The 15,432-nt window shown below is 63.0% G+C and carries 14 protein-coding genes; 5 read left to right on the top strand and 9 right to left on the bottom strand.

Translation table 11 applies throughout. The features are described from left to right. The first annotated feature begins 186 nt into the window (after positions 1-186). From J2857_RS00670 to J2857_RS00650, 5 genes are read left to right on the top strand one after another with little or no spacing between them, the layout of a single operon-like run. Entirely contained in the window at positions 187-1,671 is a 1,485-nt protein-coding gene (locus tag J2857_RS00670; protein ID WP_210008083.1) for a sugar ABC transporter ATP-binding protein, read from the top strand. 10 nt (positions 1,672-1,681) lie between these two features. Next, the gene (locus J2857_RS00665; RefSeq protein WP_210008082.1) at positions 1,682-2,671 is read left to right on the top strand and encodes an ABC transporter permease; all 990 of its coding nucleotides are present in this window, start codon (positions 1,682-1,684) and stop codon (positions 2,669-2,671) included. Then, positions 2,668-3,666 carry an ABC transporter permease gene (locus tag J2857_RS00660; RefSeq protein ID WP_210008081.1) on the top strand — a complete coding sequence of 333 codons (999 nt, stop codon included), beginning with the start codon at positions 2,668-2,670 and terminating at the stop codon, positions 3,664-3,666. The genes J2857_RS00665 and J2857_RS00660 overlap by 4 nt, the downstream gene beginning before the upstream one ends. After that, the gene (rhaM, locus tag J2857_RS00655) at positions 3,666-3,986 is read left to right on the top strand and encodes an L-rhamnose mutarotase (protein WP_210008080.1); all 321 of its coding nucleotides are present in this window, start codon (positions 3,666-3,668) and stop codon (positions 3,984-3,986) included. Before J2857_RS00660 ends, rhaM begins: the two co-directional genes overlap by 1 nt. Then, complete coding sequence (locus tag J2857_RS00650) at positions 3,983-5,356, top strand: FGGY-family carbohydrate kinase (protein ID WP_210008079.1); 1,374 nt, start codon at positions 3,983-3,985, stop codon at positions 5,354-5,356. The genes rhaM and J2857_RS00650 overlap by 4 nt, the downstream gene beginning before the upstream one ends. Here the strand turns inward: J2857_RS00650 and J2857_RS00645 are convergent, their stop codons facing one another. The 9 genes from J2857_RS00645 to J2857_RS00605 form a co-directional block, all read right to left on the bottom strand. Beyond that, positions 5,357-6,127, bottom strand: coding sequence for a FadR/GntR family transcriptional regulator (locus J2857_RS00645; RefSeq protein WP_210008078.1), 771 nt, complete (start codon positions 6,125-6,127; stop codon positions 5,357-5,359). An 18-nt stretch (positions 6,128-6,145) separates the two neighbouring features. Continuing rightward, complete coding sequence (locus J2857_RS00640) at positions 6,146-7,537, bottom strand: FAD-binding oxidoreductase (protein ID WP_210008077.1); 1,392 nt, start codon at positions 7,535-7,537, stop codon at positions 6,146-6,148. A 182-nt stretch (positions 7,538-7,719) separates the two neighbouring features. Continuing rightward, positions 7,720-8,727, bottom strand: a complete 1,008-nt coding sequence (locus J2857_RS00635; RefSeq protein WP_210008076.1) for an ABC transporter ATP-binding protein — start codon at positions 8,725-8,727, stop codon at positions 7,720-7,722. After that, positions 8,724-9,752 (bottom strand): ABC transporter ATP-binding protein, encoded by a 1,029-nt coding sequence (locus tag J2857_RS00630; RefSeq protein ID WP_210008075.1) that lies wholly within the window; start codon positions 9,750-9,752, stop codon positions 8,724-8,726. The genes J2857_RS00635 and J2857_RS00630 overlap by 4 nt, the downstream gene beginning before the upstream one ends. Continuing rightward, complete coding sequence (locus tag J2857_RS00625) at positions 9,749-10,660, bottom strand: ABC transporter permease (protein WP_210008074.1); 912 nt, start codon at positions 10,658-10,660, stop codon at positions 9,749-9,751. The genes J2857_RS00630 and J2857_RS00625 overlap by 4 nt, the downstream gene beginning before the upstream one ends. After that, positions 10,660-11,583: an ABC transporter permease gene (locus tag J2857_RS00620; RefSeq protein WP_205412822.1), complete on the bottom strand. Its 924-nt coding sequence runs from the start codon at positions 11,581-11,583 to the stop codon at positions 10,660-10,662. The genes J2857_RS00625 and J2857_RS00620 overlap by 1 nt, the downstream gene beginning before the upstream one ends. Before the next feature lie 39 nt (positions 11,584-11,622). After that, entirely contained in the window at positions 11,623-13,215 is a 1,593-nt protein-coding gene (locus J2857_RS00615) for an ABC transporter substrate-binding protein (protein ID WP_210008073.1), read from the bottom strand. 26 nt (positions 13,216-13,241) lie between these two features. Then, a complete protein-coding gene (locus J2857_RS00610; RefSeq protein WP_210008072.1) occupies positions 13,242-14,354 on the bottom strand; it encodes a mandelate racemase/muconate lactonizing enzyme family protein in 1,113 nt (370 codons plus the stop codon). 244 nt (positions 14,355-14,598) lie between these two features. Then, complete coding sequence (locus J2857_RS00605) at positions 14,599-15,429, bottom strand: MaoC family dehydratase (RefSeq protein ID WP_210008071.1); 831 nt, start codon at positions 15,427-15,429, stop codon at positions 14,599-14,601. Positions 15,430-15,432 lie beyond the last annotated feature (3 nt).

Below are 15,432 nucleotides of genomic sequence, written 5' to 3'. Positions count from 1 at the left end.
CCTCGAGGAGAGGGTGGCCAGCGGAGCGGAGGCCGGGTGAGGGCCGCTCCAAACTCGGAATCGTCGACTTTTGCGCGCGAAAAATAACCAGACGTAATCTCAAAGACTCGTCGGAAAATGTCCCTGATGAACGGCGTTACGAAAATTCAAGACCGATCGCCCCGACCGGCACCGACGACGGAAGCAATGCCGATCCTGGAAATGCGCGGCATCAGCCAGATCTTTCCGGGCGTCAAAGCCCTCGATGGCGTCAGCATCAGGCTTTACCCCGGCCAGGTGACGGCTCTGATCGGCGAAAACGGCGCCGGCAAGTCGACGCTGGTCAAGATCCTGACCGGCATCTACCGCCCGAACGAGGGCGAAATCCTGATCGACGGCGTGCCCACCACATTCGCGAGCGCCCAGGCCGCGATCGACGCCGGCGTCACCGCCATCCATCAGGAAACCGTCCTCTTCGACGAGCTGAGCGTCGCGGAAAACATCTTTCTTGGCCATGCGCCGCGCACCCGGTTCGGCACGATCGACTGGCGCAGGATCAATTCCGGCGCCAAGGCCCTGATGCTCCAGCTCGAAAGCGAGATCGACCCGACGATCCGCCTGCGCGACCTGTCGATCGCCCAGCGCCATCTCGTGGCGATTGCCCGGGCGCTGTCCGTCGAGGCGCGTATCGTCATCATGGACGAACCGACCGCGGCCCTGTCCCGCAAGGAGATCGACGATCTCTTCCGCATCGTCGAGAACCTGAAACGCCAGGGCAAGGCGATCCTCTTCATCAGCCACAAGTTCGACGAGGTCTATGAGATCGCCGAGAATTTCGTGGTATTCCGCGACGGCCGTGCCGTCGGCCAGGGCCGGTTGAAGCAGACGCCGCAGGACGAGATCGTCCGGCTGATGGTCGGCCGCGACGTCAAGGACGTTTTCCCCAAGGTCGAGGTTGCGATCGGCGCGCCGGTCTTCCGTGTCGAAAGCTACTGCCACCCGACCGAATTCCGCGACATTTCCTTCGAGCTCCGCCGCGGCGAAATCCTTGGGCTCTACGGCTTGATCGGCGCCGGACGTTCGGAGCTCTGCCAGTCGCTGTTCGGCGTGACCCGGCCCTCCTCCGGCCGGCTGGTGCTGGAAGGCAAGCCGCTCGACATCCGCTCCTCGGGCGACGCGATCCGCGCCGGCATCGTCTACGTGCCGGAGGAACGCGGTCGCCACGGCCTGGCACTGCCCATGCCGATCTTCCAGAATATGTCGCTGCCATCGCTCGGCAAGACATCACGCTCGGGTTTCCTGAAGGCCGCCAACGAACTGGCGCTTGCGCGAAAATATGCCGAACGGTTGGACCTGCGCGCCGCCGCTCTTTCGGTGCCGGTCGGCACCCTGTCGGGCGGCAACCAGCAGAAGGTCGTCATCGGCAAATGGCTGGCGACCCAGCCGAAGGTGATCATTCTCGACGAGCCGACCAAGGGCATCGACATCGGCTCCAAGGCCGCCGTGCACGCCTTCATCGGCGAACTCGCCGCCGAAGGCCTGTCGATCATCATGGTGTCCTCCGAGCTTCCCGAAATCCTCGGCATGTCCGACCGGGTGATGGTGATGCGCGAGGGCCTGGCCGCCGGTGTCTTCGAGCGCGAGGCTCTGAGCGCCGAAGCGCTGGTGCGCGCCGCGACCGGCAATCAGTGAGGAGAGACCCATGAACCGCCTCCTGAAGAACCGCGAAATCCTGCTTACCGTCATCATTGCCCTGATGATCGCCGGCTTTTCCACCCGCGCCCAGGGCTTTGCAGCTCCCGGCAATCTCGCCAACATCTTCAACGATACCTCGATCCTGATCATCCTGGCGCTCGGCCAGATGACGGTGATCCTGACCAAATCGATCGACCTCTCGGTCGCCGCCAACCTTGCCTTCACCGGCATGGCGGTCGCCATGACCAACGCTGCCTATCCCGATCTGCCGCTGGCCCTGCTCATCGTCATGGCGATCGGCATCGGCGCTTTCCTAGGGGCGATCAACGGCTACCTCGTCTGGGCGTTGCGGATTCCCCCCATCGTGGTGACGCTCGGAACGCTGACCATCTACCGCGGCATGGCCTTCGTGCTGTCGGGCGGCGGCTGGGTGAATGCCCACCAGATGGGACCTACCTTCCTGAACGTGCCGCGTCTGCCGGTGCTCGGCCTGCCGATTCTCTCCTGGATCGCTATCCTCATCGTGCTCGGCGCCTGGTTCGTGCTGACCCGCCTGCCCTTCGGCCGCGCGGCCTACGCATCCGGCGGCAACCCGACGGCGGCGATCTATGCCGGCATCGACATCGGCTGGACCAAGTTCATCGCCTTCGTGGTGTCGGGCGCGCTCGCCGGCCTCTCCGGTTATCTCTGGGTGTCGCGTTATGCGGTCGCCTATGTGGATATCGCCGCCGGTTTCGAACTGGATACGGTTGCCGCTTGCGTCATCGGCGGCATCTCGATCGCCGGCGGCATCGGCTCGGTCGGCGGCGCCGTGCTCGGCGCGCTCTTCCTTGGCGTCATCAAGAACGCGCTGCCCGTCATCGGCATCTCACCGTTTGCCCAGATGGCGATCTCCGGCATCGTCATCGTGCTCGCCGTCGTCTTCAACGCCCGCGCCGAACGCAAGGCCGGCCGCATCATCCTGCGCGATCGGGGTGCAAAGGAGGTGTCCGCATGAGCGACGTCGTTTCCTCGAAACGGGTCATCCCCGACCGGCTCGGCAGCAAGACCTCACGTCTCCTCGCGAGCTGGGAAGTTCTGCTCTTCGGCGTGGCGGTGCTGATCTTCGTCTTCAATTCGTTCGCCTCGCCTTACTTTCTGAATGCCTGGAACCTCTCCGACGCCACCTTCAACTTTACCGAAAAGGCGATGATCGCCTTTGCCATGGCGCTGCTCGTCATCGCCGGCGAGATCGATCTGTCTGTGGCGGCGATCATCGCGCTCGCCTCGACCGCGATGGGCGCCGCAGCCCAGGCCGGTATCGGCACGCCGGGGCTGGTGGCGATCGGCATCGGCACCGGCCTTTTCTGCGGCGCGTTCAACGGCCTGCTCGTCGCCGGCCTCAAGCTGCCGTCTATCGTGGTGACGATCGGCACGATGAGCCTCTTCCGCGGCATTTCCTATATCGTGCTGGGCGACCAGGCCTATGGCAAATACCCGGCAAGTTTTGCTTACTTTGGCCAGGGCTATGTGGCCTGGGTGTTCTCCTTCGAATTCTTGCTGTTCCTCGTGTTTGCCGCAGCTTTCGGCATCCTCCTGCACGCCACGAATTTCGGCCGGCAGGTCTATGTGATCGGCAACAACGAATTCGCGGCGCGCTTTTCCGGCATTCCGGTGGAACGGGTGAAGTTCATCCTGTTCCTGCTGACCGGCGTGATGGCGGGTGTCGCATCCGTCTGCCTCACCTCCCGCCTCGGCTCGACCCGCCCTTCGATCGCGCAAGGGTGGGAGCTGGAAGTCGTTACCATGGTCGTGCTCGGCGGCGTCTCCATCCTCGGCGGTGCGGGCACGATCGCCGGCGTCGTCATCGCCGCCTTTGTCATGGGCCTCGTCACCTTCGGACTGGGCCTCCTCAACGTGCCCGGCATCGTCATGTCGATCTTCGTCGGCCTGCTCCTGATCATCACCATCGCCATCCCGATCATCGCCCGCCGCATCAAGGAAATGAGCTGATGACGCTCGAAAAACACGCCTTCAAGATGAAACTCAATCCCGGCATGGAAGCGGAATACCGCAAGCGCCATGACGAGATCTGGCCGGAGCTTGTCGATCTCCTCCACCAGGCAGGCGCCAGCGACTATTCCATCCATCTCGACCGCGAGACGAACATTCTGTTCGGCGTGCTGACGCGACCGGCTGACCACACGATGGCCGGCCTGCCGGACCATCCGGTGATGAAGAAATGGTGGGCGCACATGGCCGACATCATGGAAACCAATCCCGACAATTCGCCGGTCCAGAGCGATCTGGTAACGGTCTTCCACCTGCCATGACCATGCCCGAAAAAATCGCGGTCCTCGATATCGGCAAGACCAATGCCAAGGTCGTGGTGCTCGACTGCGCGACCGGCGAGGAGATCGCCGAAAGGCGCGCGCCGAACCGGGTTCTGTCCGGGCCGCCTTATCCGCACTACGATATCGAAGCTCTGTGGACCTTCGCGCTCGAAGCCCTCTCTGCCTTTGTCCAACAACCCGGCTTCGATGCGATCTCGATCACCACCCACGGCGCATCGGCGGTGCTTCTCGATGCCGAGGGCAAACTGGCCCTGCCGGTACTCGATTACGAACACGAATATGCGGAAGACGTCCGCAGAGCCTACCAGTCCATCCGCCCGTCCTTTTCGGACACCTTCTCGCCGTCCCTGTCCGGCGGGCTGAATGTCGGGGCACAACTTCATTACCAGAAGACGGCGTTTCCCGAAGCCTTTGCCCGCACCCGAACCATCCTCACCTACCCGCAATACTGGGCGTTCCTGCTGACCGGCGTGACGGCGAACGAAGTCACCTCGCTCGGCTGCCACACCGATCTCTGGCGGCCGCGCGAAGGCACCTATTCCCCGCTGGTCGATACGCTCGGCATCCGCGACCTGATGGCGCCCGTCCGTTCGGCCTTCGACACGCTCGGTCCGCTATTGCCGGACATCGCAGCCCGGATCGGCCTCACGACACCCGTCCCGGTCCATTGCGGCATCCACGATTCCAATGCCTCGCTGCTGCCGCATCTGGTGGGACGGGAACCGCCATTCGCGGTCGTCTCCACCGGCACCTGGGTCATCAATTTCGCGGTCGGCGGCGATCTCGACCACCTCGATCCGCGACGCGACGCGCTTGCCAACGTCGATGCCTATGGCCGCGCCGTGCCCTCGAGCCGCTTCATGGGCGGCCGCGAATTCGAGATGCTGACGGTGGAGCTGGGTGCGTTATCGCCGGAAGCGGCGCTTGCGGCCGTGCCTTATGTCATCGAAAGTGGCCTGATGCTCTTGCCGAACATTGCCGCCGGCTCCGGCCCCTTCCCGGGCCACGAGCGCCAATGGATCAACGACACCAATGCCTCGACTGCCCAGCGCTGGGCGGCAGCCTGCCTCTATCTCGCGCTGATGACGGAGACCTGCCTCGACCTCATCGGCGCCAAGGGGCCGGTTCTGGTCGAAGGCCCTTTCTCCACCAACCCGGCCTATCTCCAGGCGCTGGGCGCTCTGCTCGGCCGCGAGGTGATTGCCCTCCCCGGCTCGACCGGCACCAGCCAGGGCGCAGCACTTCTGGCCGGCATTTCGCCGAACACCAAACCCGGCCGCGCCGTGCCCGCGCCATCCTGGGACGTTGCTACCTATCGCACCGCCTGGCACGAAAGGCTGGAGCGCTGATCAGCCCGCATCGGCCCGCCTACGGTTGCGGCGAAGGCGCCGCCCGGTCTGTTCCTCAAGCGCATTTTCCAGAATGCCGAGACGCCTTTCGGTGATCTCGGCGATCTGCGCCGGGTCGCCGGATTCGATCGCCTGCATCATGGTCTCGACCAGTTCGAGCGACAGCGCGAGATCGGCCCGCGTATGCAGCGTCCCGCGCCGCATCGGCTCCACCCATTGCAGCAGCAGTTCCATCAATTCCAGAACAAGGCTGTTGCGGGTCGCCTGCGCCAGCGCCAGATCGAACCGCATCGAAGCGATGATGATCGAATTGATATGTTCGGGGCTGCTCTTGGTCACCTCCGGCGGCGGCAACGCATCCCGGCCGAACCGGATCGCCTCCCGCATCCGGTCGAAATCCGCATCCTCGGCATATTGCGAGGCGATCTGCGCCACCCAGGGCAGGATCAGCCGGCGCACCTCGATCGCCTCGTCGATATCGCCCGGCCGCATGTCCGGCCTCGGCACGATCAGGTCGAGCGGCACGATCTCGCTGCTGACGAACGTGCCGCCGCCGGCGCCCGGTCTGACGGTCAAAATATTCGCCTCGACCAGCAGTTTCACCGCCTCGCGCACAGTCGGGCGGCTCACCTGCATCTGTTCGGCTATGCTGCGTTCGGACGGAAGGCGCGAGCCGAGCCGGAAAAACCCGGTCCTGATGGCATCGGCAAGCCGGCGCGCCACCTCTTCATTCGGAAGCAGCACTTTGACGGGCTGAAAATGTCGATTCACCGGCGCCTCCTATCCCGCTCAGACGGAAAGCACTTTGCCGGTATTCAGAATGTTGTTGGGATCGAGCGCCAGCTTGATGCGCGCCATCAGCGCCAGCTCCTCCGGCGTGCGCGACAGCTTGAGATAGGGCTTCTTCAGGAGGCCGATCCCGTGTTCGGCGGAAATCGTGCCGCCTTCGCGCGCAATCGAACCGAACACCAGTTCGGTGATCTCCTTGTGCGGCTGGTCGCTGCCGGAAGACGGGATGTTGCAGACGAGATGCAGGTTGCTGTCGCCGATATGGCCGTAGCTGAGCGCGATCGCGTCCGGCCAGCGGACCTTCATCGCGGCTTCGATCTCGTCGACCACCCGGCCGGCGGCGCTGGTCGGCAGGCCGACGTCGAAGGCGGTCAGCGGCCCCATCAGCTTGCCGTATTCCGATACGCTTTCGCGCACCGCCCAGAGGTCCTTGGTCTCGCGCTCCGAGGATGGCAGGACCGCATCGGAAACCCAGCCGGCTTCCAGCGCATCCGACAGCACCTGCTCCAGCAACGCCCGGTTTTCTTCGGCATTGCGCCCGCCGGTTTCGATCAGCACATAGATCCCATGCGGCTCCTTGAAGGCGCGGCGCAGGTCAGGAAGCTTACCCGTCATGAAGTCGTAAAAGCTCGGCCACATCACCTCGAACGAGGTCAGCGCCGATCCCATGCCCTGACGGGCGCTCTTCAGGAGTTCCAGAAGCGAGGGGAAATCCGGGCAGCCGCAGAAGGCGCTTGCAAGCTCCGCGGGCTTCGCCTGCAGGCGCAGCACGGCGCGGGTGATGACGCCCAGCGTGCCTTCCGAACCGATGAACAGCTGCTTGAGGTCGTAGCCCGCATTGTTCTTGAGCATCTTGTTCAGCGATGTGACGATCGTGCCGTCCGGCAGCACCACTTCGAGGCCCAGCACATGTTCGCGCGCCATGCCGAACCGGATGACGCGATTGCCGCCGGCATTGGTGGCGAGATTGCCGCCGATGACGCAGGAATCCCGGGCGCCGAGATCGAGGCCGAAGAACAGCCCCGCCTCTTCCGCCTTCGCCTGGATGACGCTGAGCGGCGTGCCCGCCAACACGGTCATCGTCGCCATCACCGTATCAACGTCCTCGATACCGTTCATGCGGTCGAGCGACAGCGCCACGCCATTTTCGATCGGCCGCGCACCGCCGGCAAGCCCCGTCAAACCGCCCTGCGGCACGACTGGCACCTTGAACTCGTTGCAGAGGCGCAGCGTTGCCGAGACCTGCTCCGTCGTGCGCGGCCGCACCAAAGCCAGCGGCACGACCGGCGCGAGACCGCCCCAATCATTGTGGAAGCGAACCGGGATATCATCCCCGAAAAAGACGTCGGGAGCGAGTTCGCGCGCGAGCGCCTGGATGAATTCATGTGTCATGAAAAGCCGTCACCTCGGATGCCATCAGATAAAGGTCAGTTTAACTGCCACCTTCGGTAAAACAAGCATACCTATGGATTTTTCTCGGCAGGGCGTGGCGCAAACGCCTCCGCCATCGAATTCTCCGTCCGACGGTGGGCATTCGATGGCGAACACTCCTCTGCCGAGGTTCTCGACGAGGCCTACAAAGGGATGGGATGCGGCTTGGCGAAATGACAGGCAGCCAAATGGCGGCTGGCGGTTTCCACAAGCGGCGGACGTTCCGTCCTGCAAACCGGCTGCACGATCGGACAGCGGGTATGGAAGCTGCAGCCGGTCGGCACATTGGCCGGGCTCGGCACGTCGCCCTTCAGGATGATCCGGGATTTCCGCGTTTCCGGGTCAGGCTCCGGCACCGCCGAGAGAAGCGCCTGGGTGTAAGGATGACTCGGGAAATCGTAGATCCGCTTTTTAGGCCCGATTTCAACGATCCGGCCGAGATACATGACCGCGACCCGATCCGCGATATGGCGGACCACGGAGAGATCATGGGCGATGAAGAGGTAGGAGAAACCGCGGCTTTTCTGCAGGTCCTGCATCAGGTTGACGATCTGGGCCTGCACCGAGACATCAAGCGCGGATACCGGTTCGTCGGCAACGATGAACTGCGGATCGACAGCAATGGCGCGAGCGATCCCGATACGCTGCCGCTGGCCTCCGGAGAACTGGCGCGGATACCGGTCCATGAAGGTCGGCGACAACCCCACCTGGATCATCAGTTCGGCAACACGATCGCGGCGCTGCTTCCTCGTTTGCACCAACCCGAAGATTTCCAGCGGTTCCGCAATGATCTTCGCAACCGAGCGCCGCGGGCTGAGCGACCCGTAGGGATCCTGGAAGATCATCTGCACGCGGGCCCGCATCTGGCGCATATCGTTGGAACTGAGACGCAGGATATCGACGCCGTCGATGGCGATTTCGCCTTCGCTGGCATCGATAAGCCGCAGCAGAAGCCGCCCGAGGGTGGATTTTCCGCAGCCGGATTCCCCGACCAGCGCCAACGTCTCGCCGCGCTTCACCTCGAAGGAAGCGCCGTCGACCGCCCTCACACTCGGCTGGGAGCGGCCGAAGACCAGGCCTCCCGCTTCCGAAAAGGTCTTGCCCACGTCTCTGACCACGACGAGGTCATCTCCGGTCACAGCAATATTCATGACGTCGCCCCCGCCGAGACCCAGCAGGCGGCCTTCTGTTGCGATGTGATTTCAAGGAGAGGCGGTGTCTCCCGTGCGCATTTGTCGATCCGATCGGGACAGCGCGGGAAGAACGGACAGCCCTGCTTGATCGTGCCGGGCAAGGGCACCATGCCGGGGATCTGGTAAAGACGCGTATTCTCGTCCTTCAGCCGCGGGATCGATTGCAGCAGGCCGCGCGTATAGGGATGTTTCGGGCTCCGGAAGATCGTCTTGACATCCGCATCCTCGACCACCTTGCCCGCATACATGACGATCACCCGCTCGCAGATATCGGCGATGACGCCGAGATCGTGCGAGATCAAGAGGATGGTGGTGTTCAGGGTGCGGCGGATCTTGTGCATCAGCTCGAGCACCTGCGCCTGGATGGTGACGTCGAGCGCGGTCGTCGGTTCGTCGGCGATCAGGAGCTTCGGGTTGCAGGCGACCGCCATGGCGATCATCACCCGCTGCCGCATGCCGCCGGAGAACTGGTGCGGATAGGCGCCGAGGCGGCGCTCCGGATCGGGAATGCCGACCAGCTTCAGCAACTCGATGATGCGCTGGCGCCGCTCCTCGCGGCCCATTTTCTCATGCAGCTTGATCGCCTCGCCGATCTGGTCACCGATCGTCATCACCGGATTGAGCGAGCTCATCGGCTCCTGGAAGATCATCGCGATGTCCCGGCCGCGGATCTCCGGCATCCTGGAGCGCGGCAGGCCAAGCAGATCGACGCCCTCGAACAGGATCCGCCCCGTCGCGATCCGCCCCGGTGGACTGGGGATCAGCCCCATCACCGCAAGCGAGGTCATCGATTTTCCGGACCCGGACTCGCCGACGATGCCGACCGCAGCACCGGCGTCGATGCTGAAGCTGACACCTTCCACCACACGCACTGCCGTACCCTCCGGCCCGAACTCGATCGACAGGTCCTCGACCTTCAGCAGAGGCCCCGGATGGGTGGAAGACACCGGCTGCTGCCTGGATAGCGAAGGCGCAATCGTCATCGCGTCGTCTCCGGATCGAGAACATCGCGCACCGCATCGCCCATAAGGTTGAACGACAGCACGACGCAGGTGATCGCAAAGCCCGCCGCGATGATCGGCCAGGGTGAACCGAACAGGTTGTTCAGCCCGTCCCGGATGATATTGCCCCAGCTCGGATTGGGCGCACGGGTGCCGATGCCGAGGAAGCTCAGCGACGCCTCAAGCCGGATGGCGGATGCGACCCAAAGCGTCATCAAAACAAGGATGGGCGCTGAGATATTCGGGATGACATGCCGGATGATGATCGTCGGCGTGCGAAGGCCGACCGCAACGGCGGCTTCGATATAGGGCTCCTGCTTGACCGCCAGGGTCGAGGCACGCGCCACGCGTGCAAAACCAGGGATGAAGGCGACTGTGATGACGGCAATGATGTTCCAGAACGCCCCGCCAAGCACCGCTGCGATCATGATCGCCAGGAGCAGTTCCGGGAAGGCCAGGAGAAGGTCGACGACACGGCTGATCACCCGGTCGACGACACCGCCGAAGTAACCCGCCGTCACGCCGAGTATGGTTCCGAAGAAAGCCGCCAGAGCCGGCGAGATCAGCCCGAACAGCAGCGAATTGCGCGACCCGTGGATCATCCGCGACAGCACGTCCCGGCCGAACTGGTCGGTGCCGAGCCAATGCGCCCAGGACGGTTGCTTGTTGATCGACAGGACGCTTTGCGCCAGCGGATCATAAGGGGCGAGCCAGGGCGCCAGGATCGCGACGAGAAGAAAAATCACCACGACGGAAAAGGCAAAGATCGTCGAGGCCTGGCCGAAGAGCATGTCCTTCAGCAGCGCCGTCCTGCCGGGTTCCGGCGCGATCGCATGTTCGATATCGTCGGATGCGGACAGGGTTCCGACGGAGCCTGGGAGTATTGTCATTACTTCACCCGAATTCGTGGATCGATGACGACATAGAGGAGGTCCATCATCAGGTTGACGAAGACCACCATCAGCGCGAAGACCACCACTCCGCCCTGGATGACGCCGTAGTCTCGTTCGGTAATCGACTGGATGAGCAGGCGGCCGATGCCGGGGCGATTGAAGACCAGCTCCACCGCGACGGATCCCGACAGGGTTGCCAGCAGGCTCAATCCCATACCAGTTGCAAGCGGCAGCAGGGCGTTGCGCAGCGCGTGGCGGTAGATCACCCGGTTTTCGCGCGCTCCCTTGGCGCGGGCGGTGCGCACGTAGTCCTTGCCAAGGACTTCGAGCACGGAGGTTCTCGTCAGGCGTCCGATGAAGGCCGCCTTGACCAGCGCAAGCGTCAGCGCCGGCAGGAAGAGGTGGTGGAGGATATCAAAAAAACCGCTGCCGGCCCCGTTGATCGGAAACCACCGGAGGTTCAGCGCAAACCCGATCAAAAACAGCGCACCCAGATAAAAATCCGGAACCGCATAACCGACCAGAGAGAAGATCCGCATGCCGGAATCCGGCAGCTTCCCCCGCTTGACGGCCGCCAGCACCCCGAACGGTATGCCGATCACGGTGCCGAGGATCATCGCCGCCACCGTGAGCTGGATCGTGTAGGGCAGATTGCGGGCGATGAGATCGAGGACCGGCGCGCCGTTCATATAGGACTTGCCGAAATCGAGCGTCAGCGTGCCGATCAGGAAGTTGAAATATTGCTGCCAGATCGGGACGTTCAATCCCATTTTCTCCCGGAACTCAGCAAGCTGTTCCGGGAGAGCCCCGTCTCCCAGAGCAGCGATTGCCGGGTCACCCGGGAGGATACGCATGGCGATGAACACGAGCGTCAGCACCAACCATATGGTCGGTATGGCGTCGGCTAGCCTGTAAAGCATGTACCTGCCCATTGGCCTGTCACCCGTGTTTTGAAGCCGTCAGGCTTTTTTCGTGGCGCGATGGAAACGCCAACGGGCGTAACCGCTCTTGACCTTGTAGCCCATGTCCAGCCGCGCATTGCGAGCCACGGTGAAGGACAGGGTGGAAAGCCCGATCAAGGGCAGGTCGCGCAGCACCTGCAGCTCGATCTGCTTGCAGGTATCGACATAGGTCTTGTAGTCGGTTGCCATCAACGCCTTGTCGAGCAGCGCATCGATCCCCGGCATGGCGGTCCCGTAGTGGCTGTAATTGCCACCACCCTTGCCGTCGGACTTCACTTCCGATTTCGACGAAAGCTGCTGGAAATAGAGCTGCGTCGGGATCGGCGGGTAGCTCGACGAATGCATGGCAAGGGTGTTCTTGTCGCTGCGATTGTCGGCATGATAGGCCGTGTGGTCGCCGATCTTCAGGTTCATGCGCAATCCGACGGCGCGAAGTTGTTCCTGCACGATCAGCATGGTCGAGGAATAGTCCTCGCGCTGGCTGCAATTGCTGTCGAAATCGAAGCCGTTCGGGAAACCCGCCTCGGCCAGCAGCGCCTTCGCCTTCTTCGGATCGTATTTATATTGCAGTTCCGGCGGCAGATCGGCGGTCTTGAAACCGGCGGGGAAGAAATCCGGCTGCAATCCGGCCATGAAACCACCCATCGGCTTGAGGGCATCGGCGACCGCCTGCCGATCGATCGCATACATGATAGCCTGGCGGACTTTCAGGTTGTCGAAAGGCTTGCGGGTCAGGTTGATGTGCAGCGTGTTGAAGGATCCCGGTATCGTCATGTCGAACTGCAAGGTTGGATCGCGTTGCAACATGGAATCCACCCAGCCGGGCGCACGCACCGCCTCGATCAGATCGACGTCGCCGGAAAGGAGCGCCAGCGTCCGGGCCGTGGTATCGGCAATATAGACGCATTCCACGCCGGCGATCTTGGCCTTCTGGCCCCAGTAACCCTCGTGACGTTTCATCGCCGTGCCCCATTCCGCGTCGAAACGGGTGAGCTCGTAGGGACCGGTGCCAACCGCGTCGGTCATGAATTTTTCCGCGCCGATCTTGTCGAAAGCCTTCTTGGAGACGATCGAGGTATTGTTGGAAAAGCCCGTCGTGCCGAGGAAATTCACGTCCGGAGACTTGAGCTGGACAGCAACCTCGTAAGGACCCTTGGCGACCACGTCGGCGACATTCGCCATGATCGTCTTGTTGGTGCCGTCGGTGATAGCCCGCTTGAAGGAAAAGACCACGTCGTCCGACGTCATCTCGCCGTAACCCTTGTGGAACTGGACGCCCTGGCGAAGCTTGAAGGTCCAGGTCTTCGCATCCGGCGATGCGGACCATTCGGTCGCCAGCGTCGGCACGTACTTGTCCGGCGTCGTGGCGAAATCACCGTCTTCGGGGCGCACCAGCTGTTCGTAGATCTGTTCGGTGGCCCAGTTGTCGGAGCCCTGCGTCGTCTGGTTCGGATCGCTGGTGCGCGGCCCGTTGGCGGCAATGCCGATCCGCACCACGTCGGCGCTCGACGCTGCGCGGGCCGCGCCTGTTCCGACTACGCTGAGAGCCGTCGCCGCAGCGGCGAGCTCCAGGAATTCTCTTCTGTTCACGTTCATCATCTCCTCCCAAAGACAAGTTACGTTCGCCGCTTGTCCAACTCGGCATCCTTGATCATGAGTCCCAGGCCCGGCCCTCCCGGCACCTTGAACTTGCCGTTTTCAGGCTTTGGCGGGTTCTCGAAGGCCACGTGCATCCGTGCCGACGGATCGGCGAATTCGGCCGGTTTGGTATTGTGCATCAGCGTCGCCAGCACCTGCAGGTTGGCCGTGTGGGCGATCGTCGGCTGGGTCTGGTGGGGTACGAGTTCGACGCCGTGCGCAAAGCAGATCGCGGCGCATTGCATCAGGCCGGTAATGCCACCCATCTTGATGATGTCCGGCTGCACCATCCGCACGCCGGCATTGATCATGTCGACCACCGCCTGCGTGGTGTAGGTCTGCTCGGCCGCCGAAACGGTGATGTCGAGCCGCTGCGCCACTTCTCCCATGGCGCGGACGTTGTAGTGCTGTACCGGCTCCTCGAACCAGATGTAGCCGAGCTCCTCCAAAGCCCGGCCGACCCGGATCGCACCGCCGACCGAATATTGATTGTTGGCATCGAAGGCGAGCGGGAAGTCGTCGCCGACCAGCTTGCGAACCGCCTTCGCCTTGGCGATATCTCCGGGAATGTCGTAGTCCTGCCGGGTGCGGTCGCCATCCCAGCGAATCTTGATCGCCGCCGGCGTTTCCGATTTCCAGCGTGCCTCGACCGCCTTCACGGTCTCCTCCAGGGTGCGGCCGGCATTGCCGCCGATCGAGGAATAGAAGGGCAGTTCGGTGCGCCAGGCGCCGCCGAGCAGTTTGTAGATCGGCTGGTTGAAGACCTTGCCCCGGATGTCCCAGAGCGCGATATCGAGCGCCGCCAGCGCCCCGGTCACAGCGCCTTCCGGCCCGAGCTTCACATATTTATGCAGAAGCTTGTCGTAGAGCACCGCGTGATCGAGTGCATCGGCACCGATGAGCGACGGCGCGAAATCCCTGACGACGCCAAGCGAATGCTCGCCGCCCATCATCGGCGATGCCTCGCCGTGACCGACAATGCCCTCCACCGTCGTCACCCGCACGATGGCGCTTCGGCGCCCCGGCGGTTCGTTCGGCTCCCACATGACCTGAAAAGCTTCGACTGATTTGATCGTCGTCGGCACTGGCACGATTAGGTATCCACAAATCTGGAAAAAGATTGCCCCATGGGGCCGCTAAAACCCGCCGGCGGGGGCCGGCAAGGCTAGGCGCTCAAAGGCCGCATCTCTGACATCCTCGAAATCCTCCCTCTTTTTATCGGGCACTTTGAAAGCACCCGTCCTCCAACCGAAGCATCACTTACTTTGCATCCGTATGCAAGCAACTTTACCGTTAAATTTCAGACCAGCCCGAAAAGGCCTGCACAGCCCACTCCTAGGTGTTTTCGTAGCCGTAGATCTGCGTCCGCAGAAAGCGCGCCACGAGACACCCATCGGCGCGTAGAAACTCCTCGCTCTGGAAATAATACTTGCCGTTCCTGACCCAGATGTCCGCTACCGTGCCGACCGTCGCCAGCCTCTCTCCCGGATGAACGACCCCGAAATGCTGTGCTTCGACTGCCGTCAGCACGATTGCGGATGGGAACCGGAAACTGTTGTGCGTATCGCCCATGGCGAGCCGCATCAGGCATCCCGGGTGCACGATCCCGTCTCTTGCATGCAGGGCATGCTGCTCGTCGAAGGCAGAGAGAGATCGCCTGAATTCCTCTTCGGTCAGCAGCCTGTCGGCGGTTGTCAACGGCGTTCCGGGTGTAAGCCGGCCGATTGCGACTGCTGGCGGCGGATCAGGACGCGGCAACACCGCGAAGGCTGAAAGGTCCGGAAGCGACGGTGACAGGTCCGGCAGGCCGATCCAGCCACTCGCAACCTCCTCACCATCCCCATTTGCGACGACGACGGCGGACCTGCGCATTTCGGCATCGCCCGAAAGCGCCGACGCACTGAACGTCAATCGGTCGCCATTGTAGACGGGACGCCGGAAACTGGCGCCCATGCCGCCGCGTTCCAGCCAGGCGAGACCCCAGGCCTCCACCGCCACCCGGCCCATATGGCCATAGACGAAAGCACCGGGAACCAGTGCCGCTTTGTAACCCCGCGCCCGCGCCACCGCATCGTCGTGAATGCTGCCCTTGTATCGCGGGTCGTCGTCGAGGCGGATATCGACGACCAGGCTGCGCGGAAAGAGCGTTTCTGTCTCTGATGTCATCGA

Origin of the sequence: Neorhizobium galegae (genome assembly GCF_017877055.1) — a bacterium.
Lineage (GTDB): Bacteria > Pseudomonadota > Alphaproteobacteria > Rhizobiales > Rhizobiaceae > Neorhizobium > Neorhizobium galegae_D.
Note: the sequence above shows the minus strand (reverse complement) of the source record. Positions and strands in the feature narration are given on the sequence as shown.

Coding starts and splice junctions, on each gene's coding strand:
- J2857_RS00670 (WP_210008083.1), top strand. CDS start 187: ATGCCGATCCTGGAAATGCGCGGCATCAGCCAGATCTTTCCGGGCGTC.
- J2857_RS00665 (WP_210008082.1), top strand. CDS start 1,682: ATGAACCGCCTCCTGAAGAACCGCGAAATCCTGCTTACCGTCATCATT.
- J2857_RS00660 (WP_210008081.1), top strand. CDS start 2,668: ATGAGCGACGTCGTTTCCTCGAAACGGGTCATCCCCGACCGGCTCGGC.
- rhaM (WP_210008080.1), top strand. CDS start 3,666: ATGACGCTCGAAAAACACGCCTTCAAGATGAAACTCAATCCCGGCATG.
- J2857_RS00650 (WP_210008079.1), top strand. CDS start 3,983: ATGACCATGCCCGAAAAAATCGCGGTCCTCGATATCGGCAAGACCAAT.
- J2857_RS00640 (WP_210008077.1), bottom strand. CDS start 7,537: ATGACACATGAATTCATCCAGGCGCTCGCGCGCGAACTCGCTCCCGAC.
- J2857_RS00635 (WP_210008076.1), bottom strand. CDS start 8,727: ATGAATATTGCTGTGACCGGAGATGACCTCGTCGTGGTCAGAGACGTG.
- J2857_RS00630 (WP_210008075.1), bottom strand. CDS start 9,752: ATGACGATTGCGCCTTCGCTATCCAGGCAGCAGCCGGTGTCTTCCACC.
- J2857_RS00625 (WP_210008074.1), bottom strand. CDS start 10,660: ATGACAATACTCCCAGGCTCCGTCGGAACCCTGTCCGCATCCGACGAT.
- J2857_RS00620 (WP_205412822.1), bottom strand. CDS start 11,583: ATGCTTTACAGGCTAGCCGACGCCATACCGACCATATGGTTGGTGCTG.
- J2857_RS00605 (WP_210008071.1), bottom strand. CDS start 15,429: ATGACATCAGAGACAGAAACGCTCTTTCCGCGCAGCCTGGTCGTCGAT.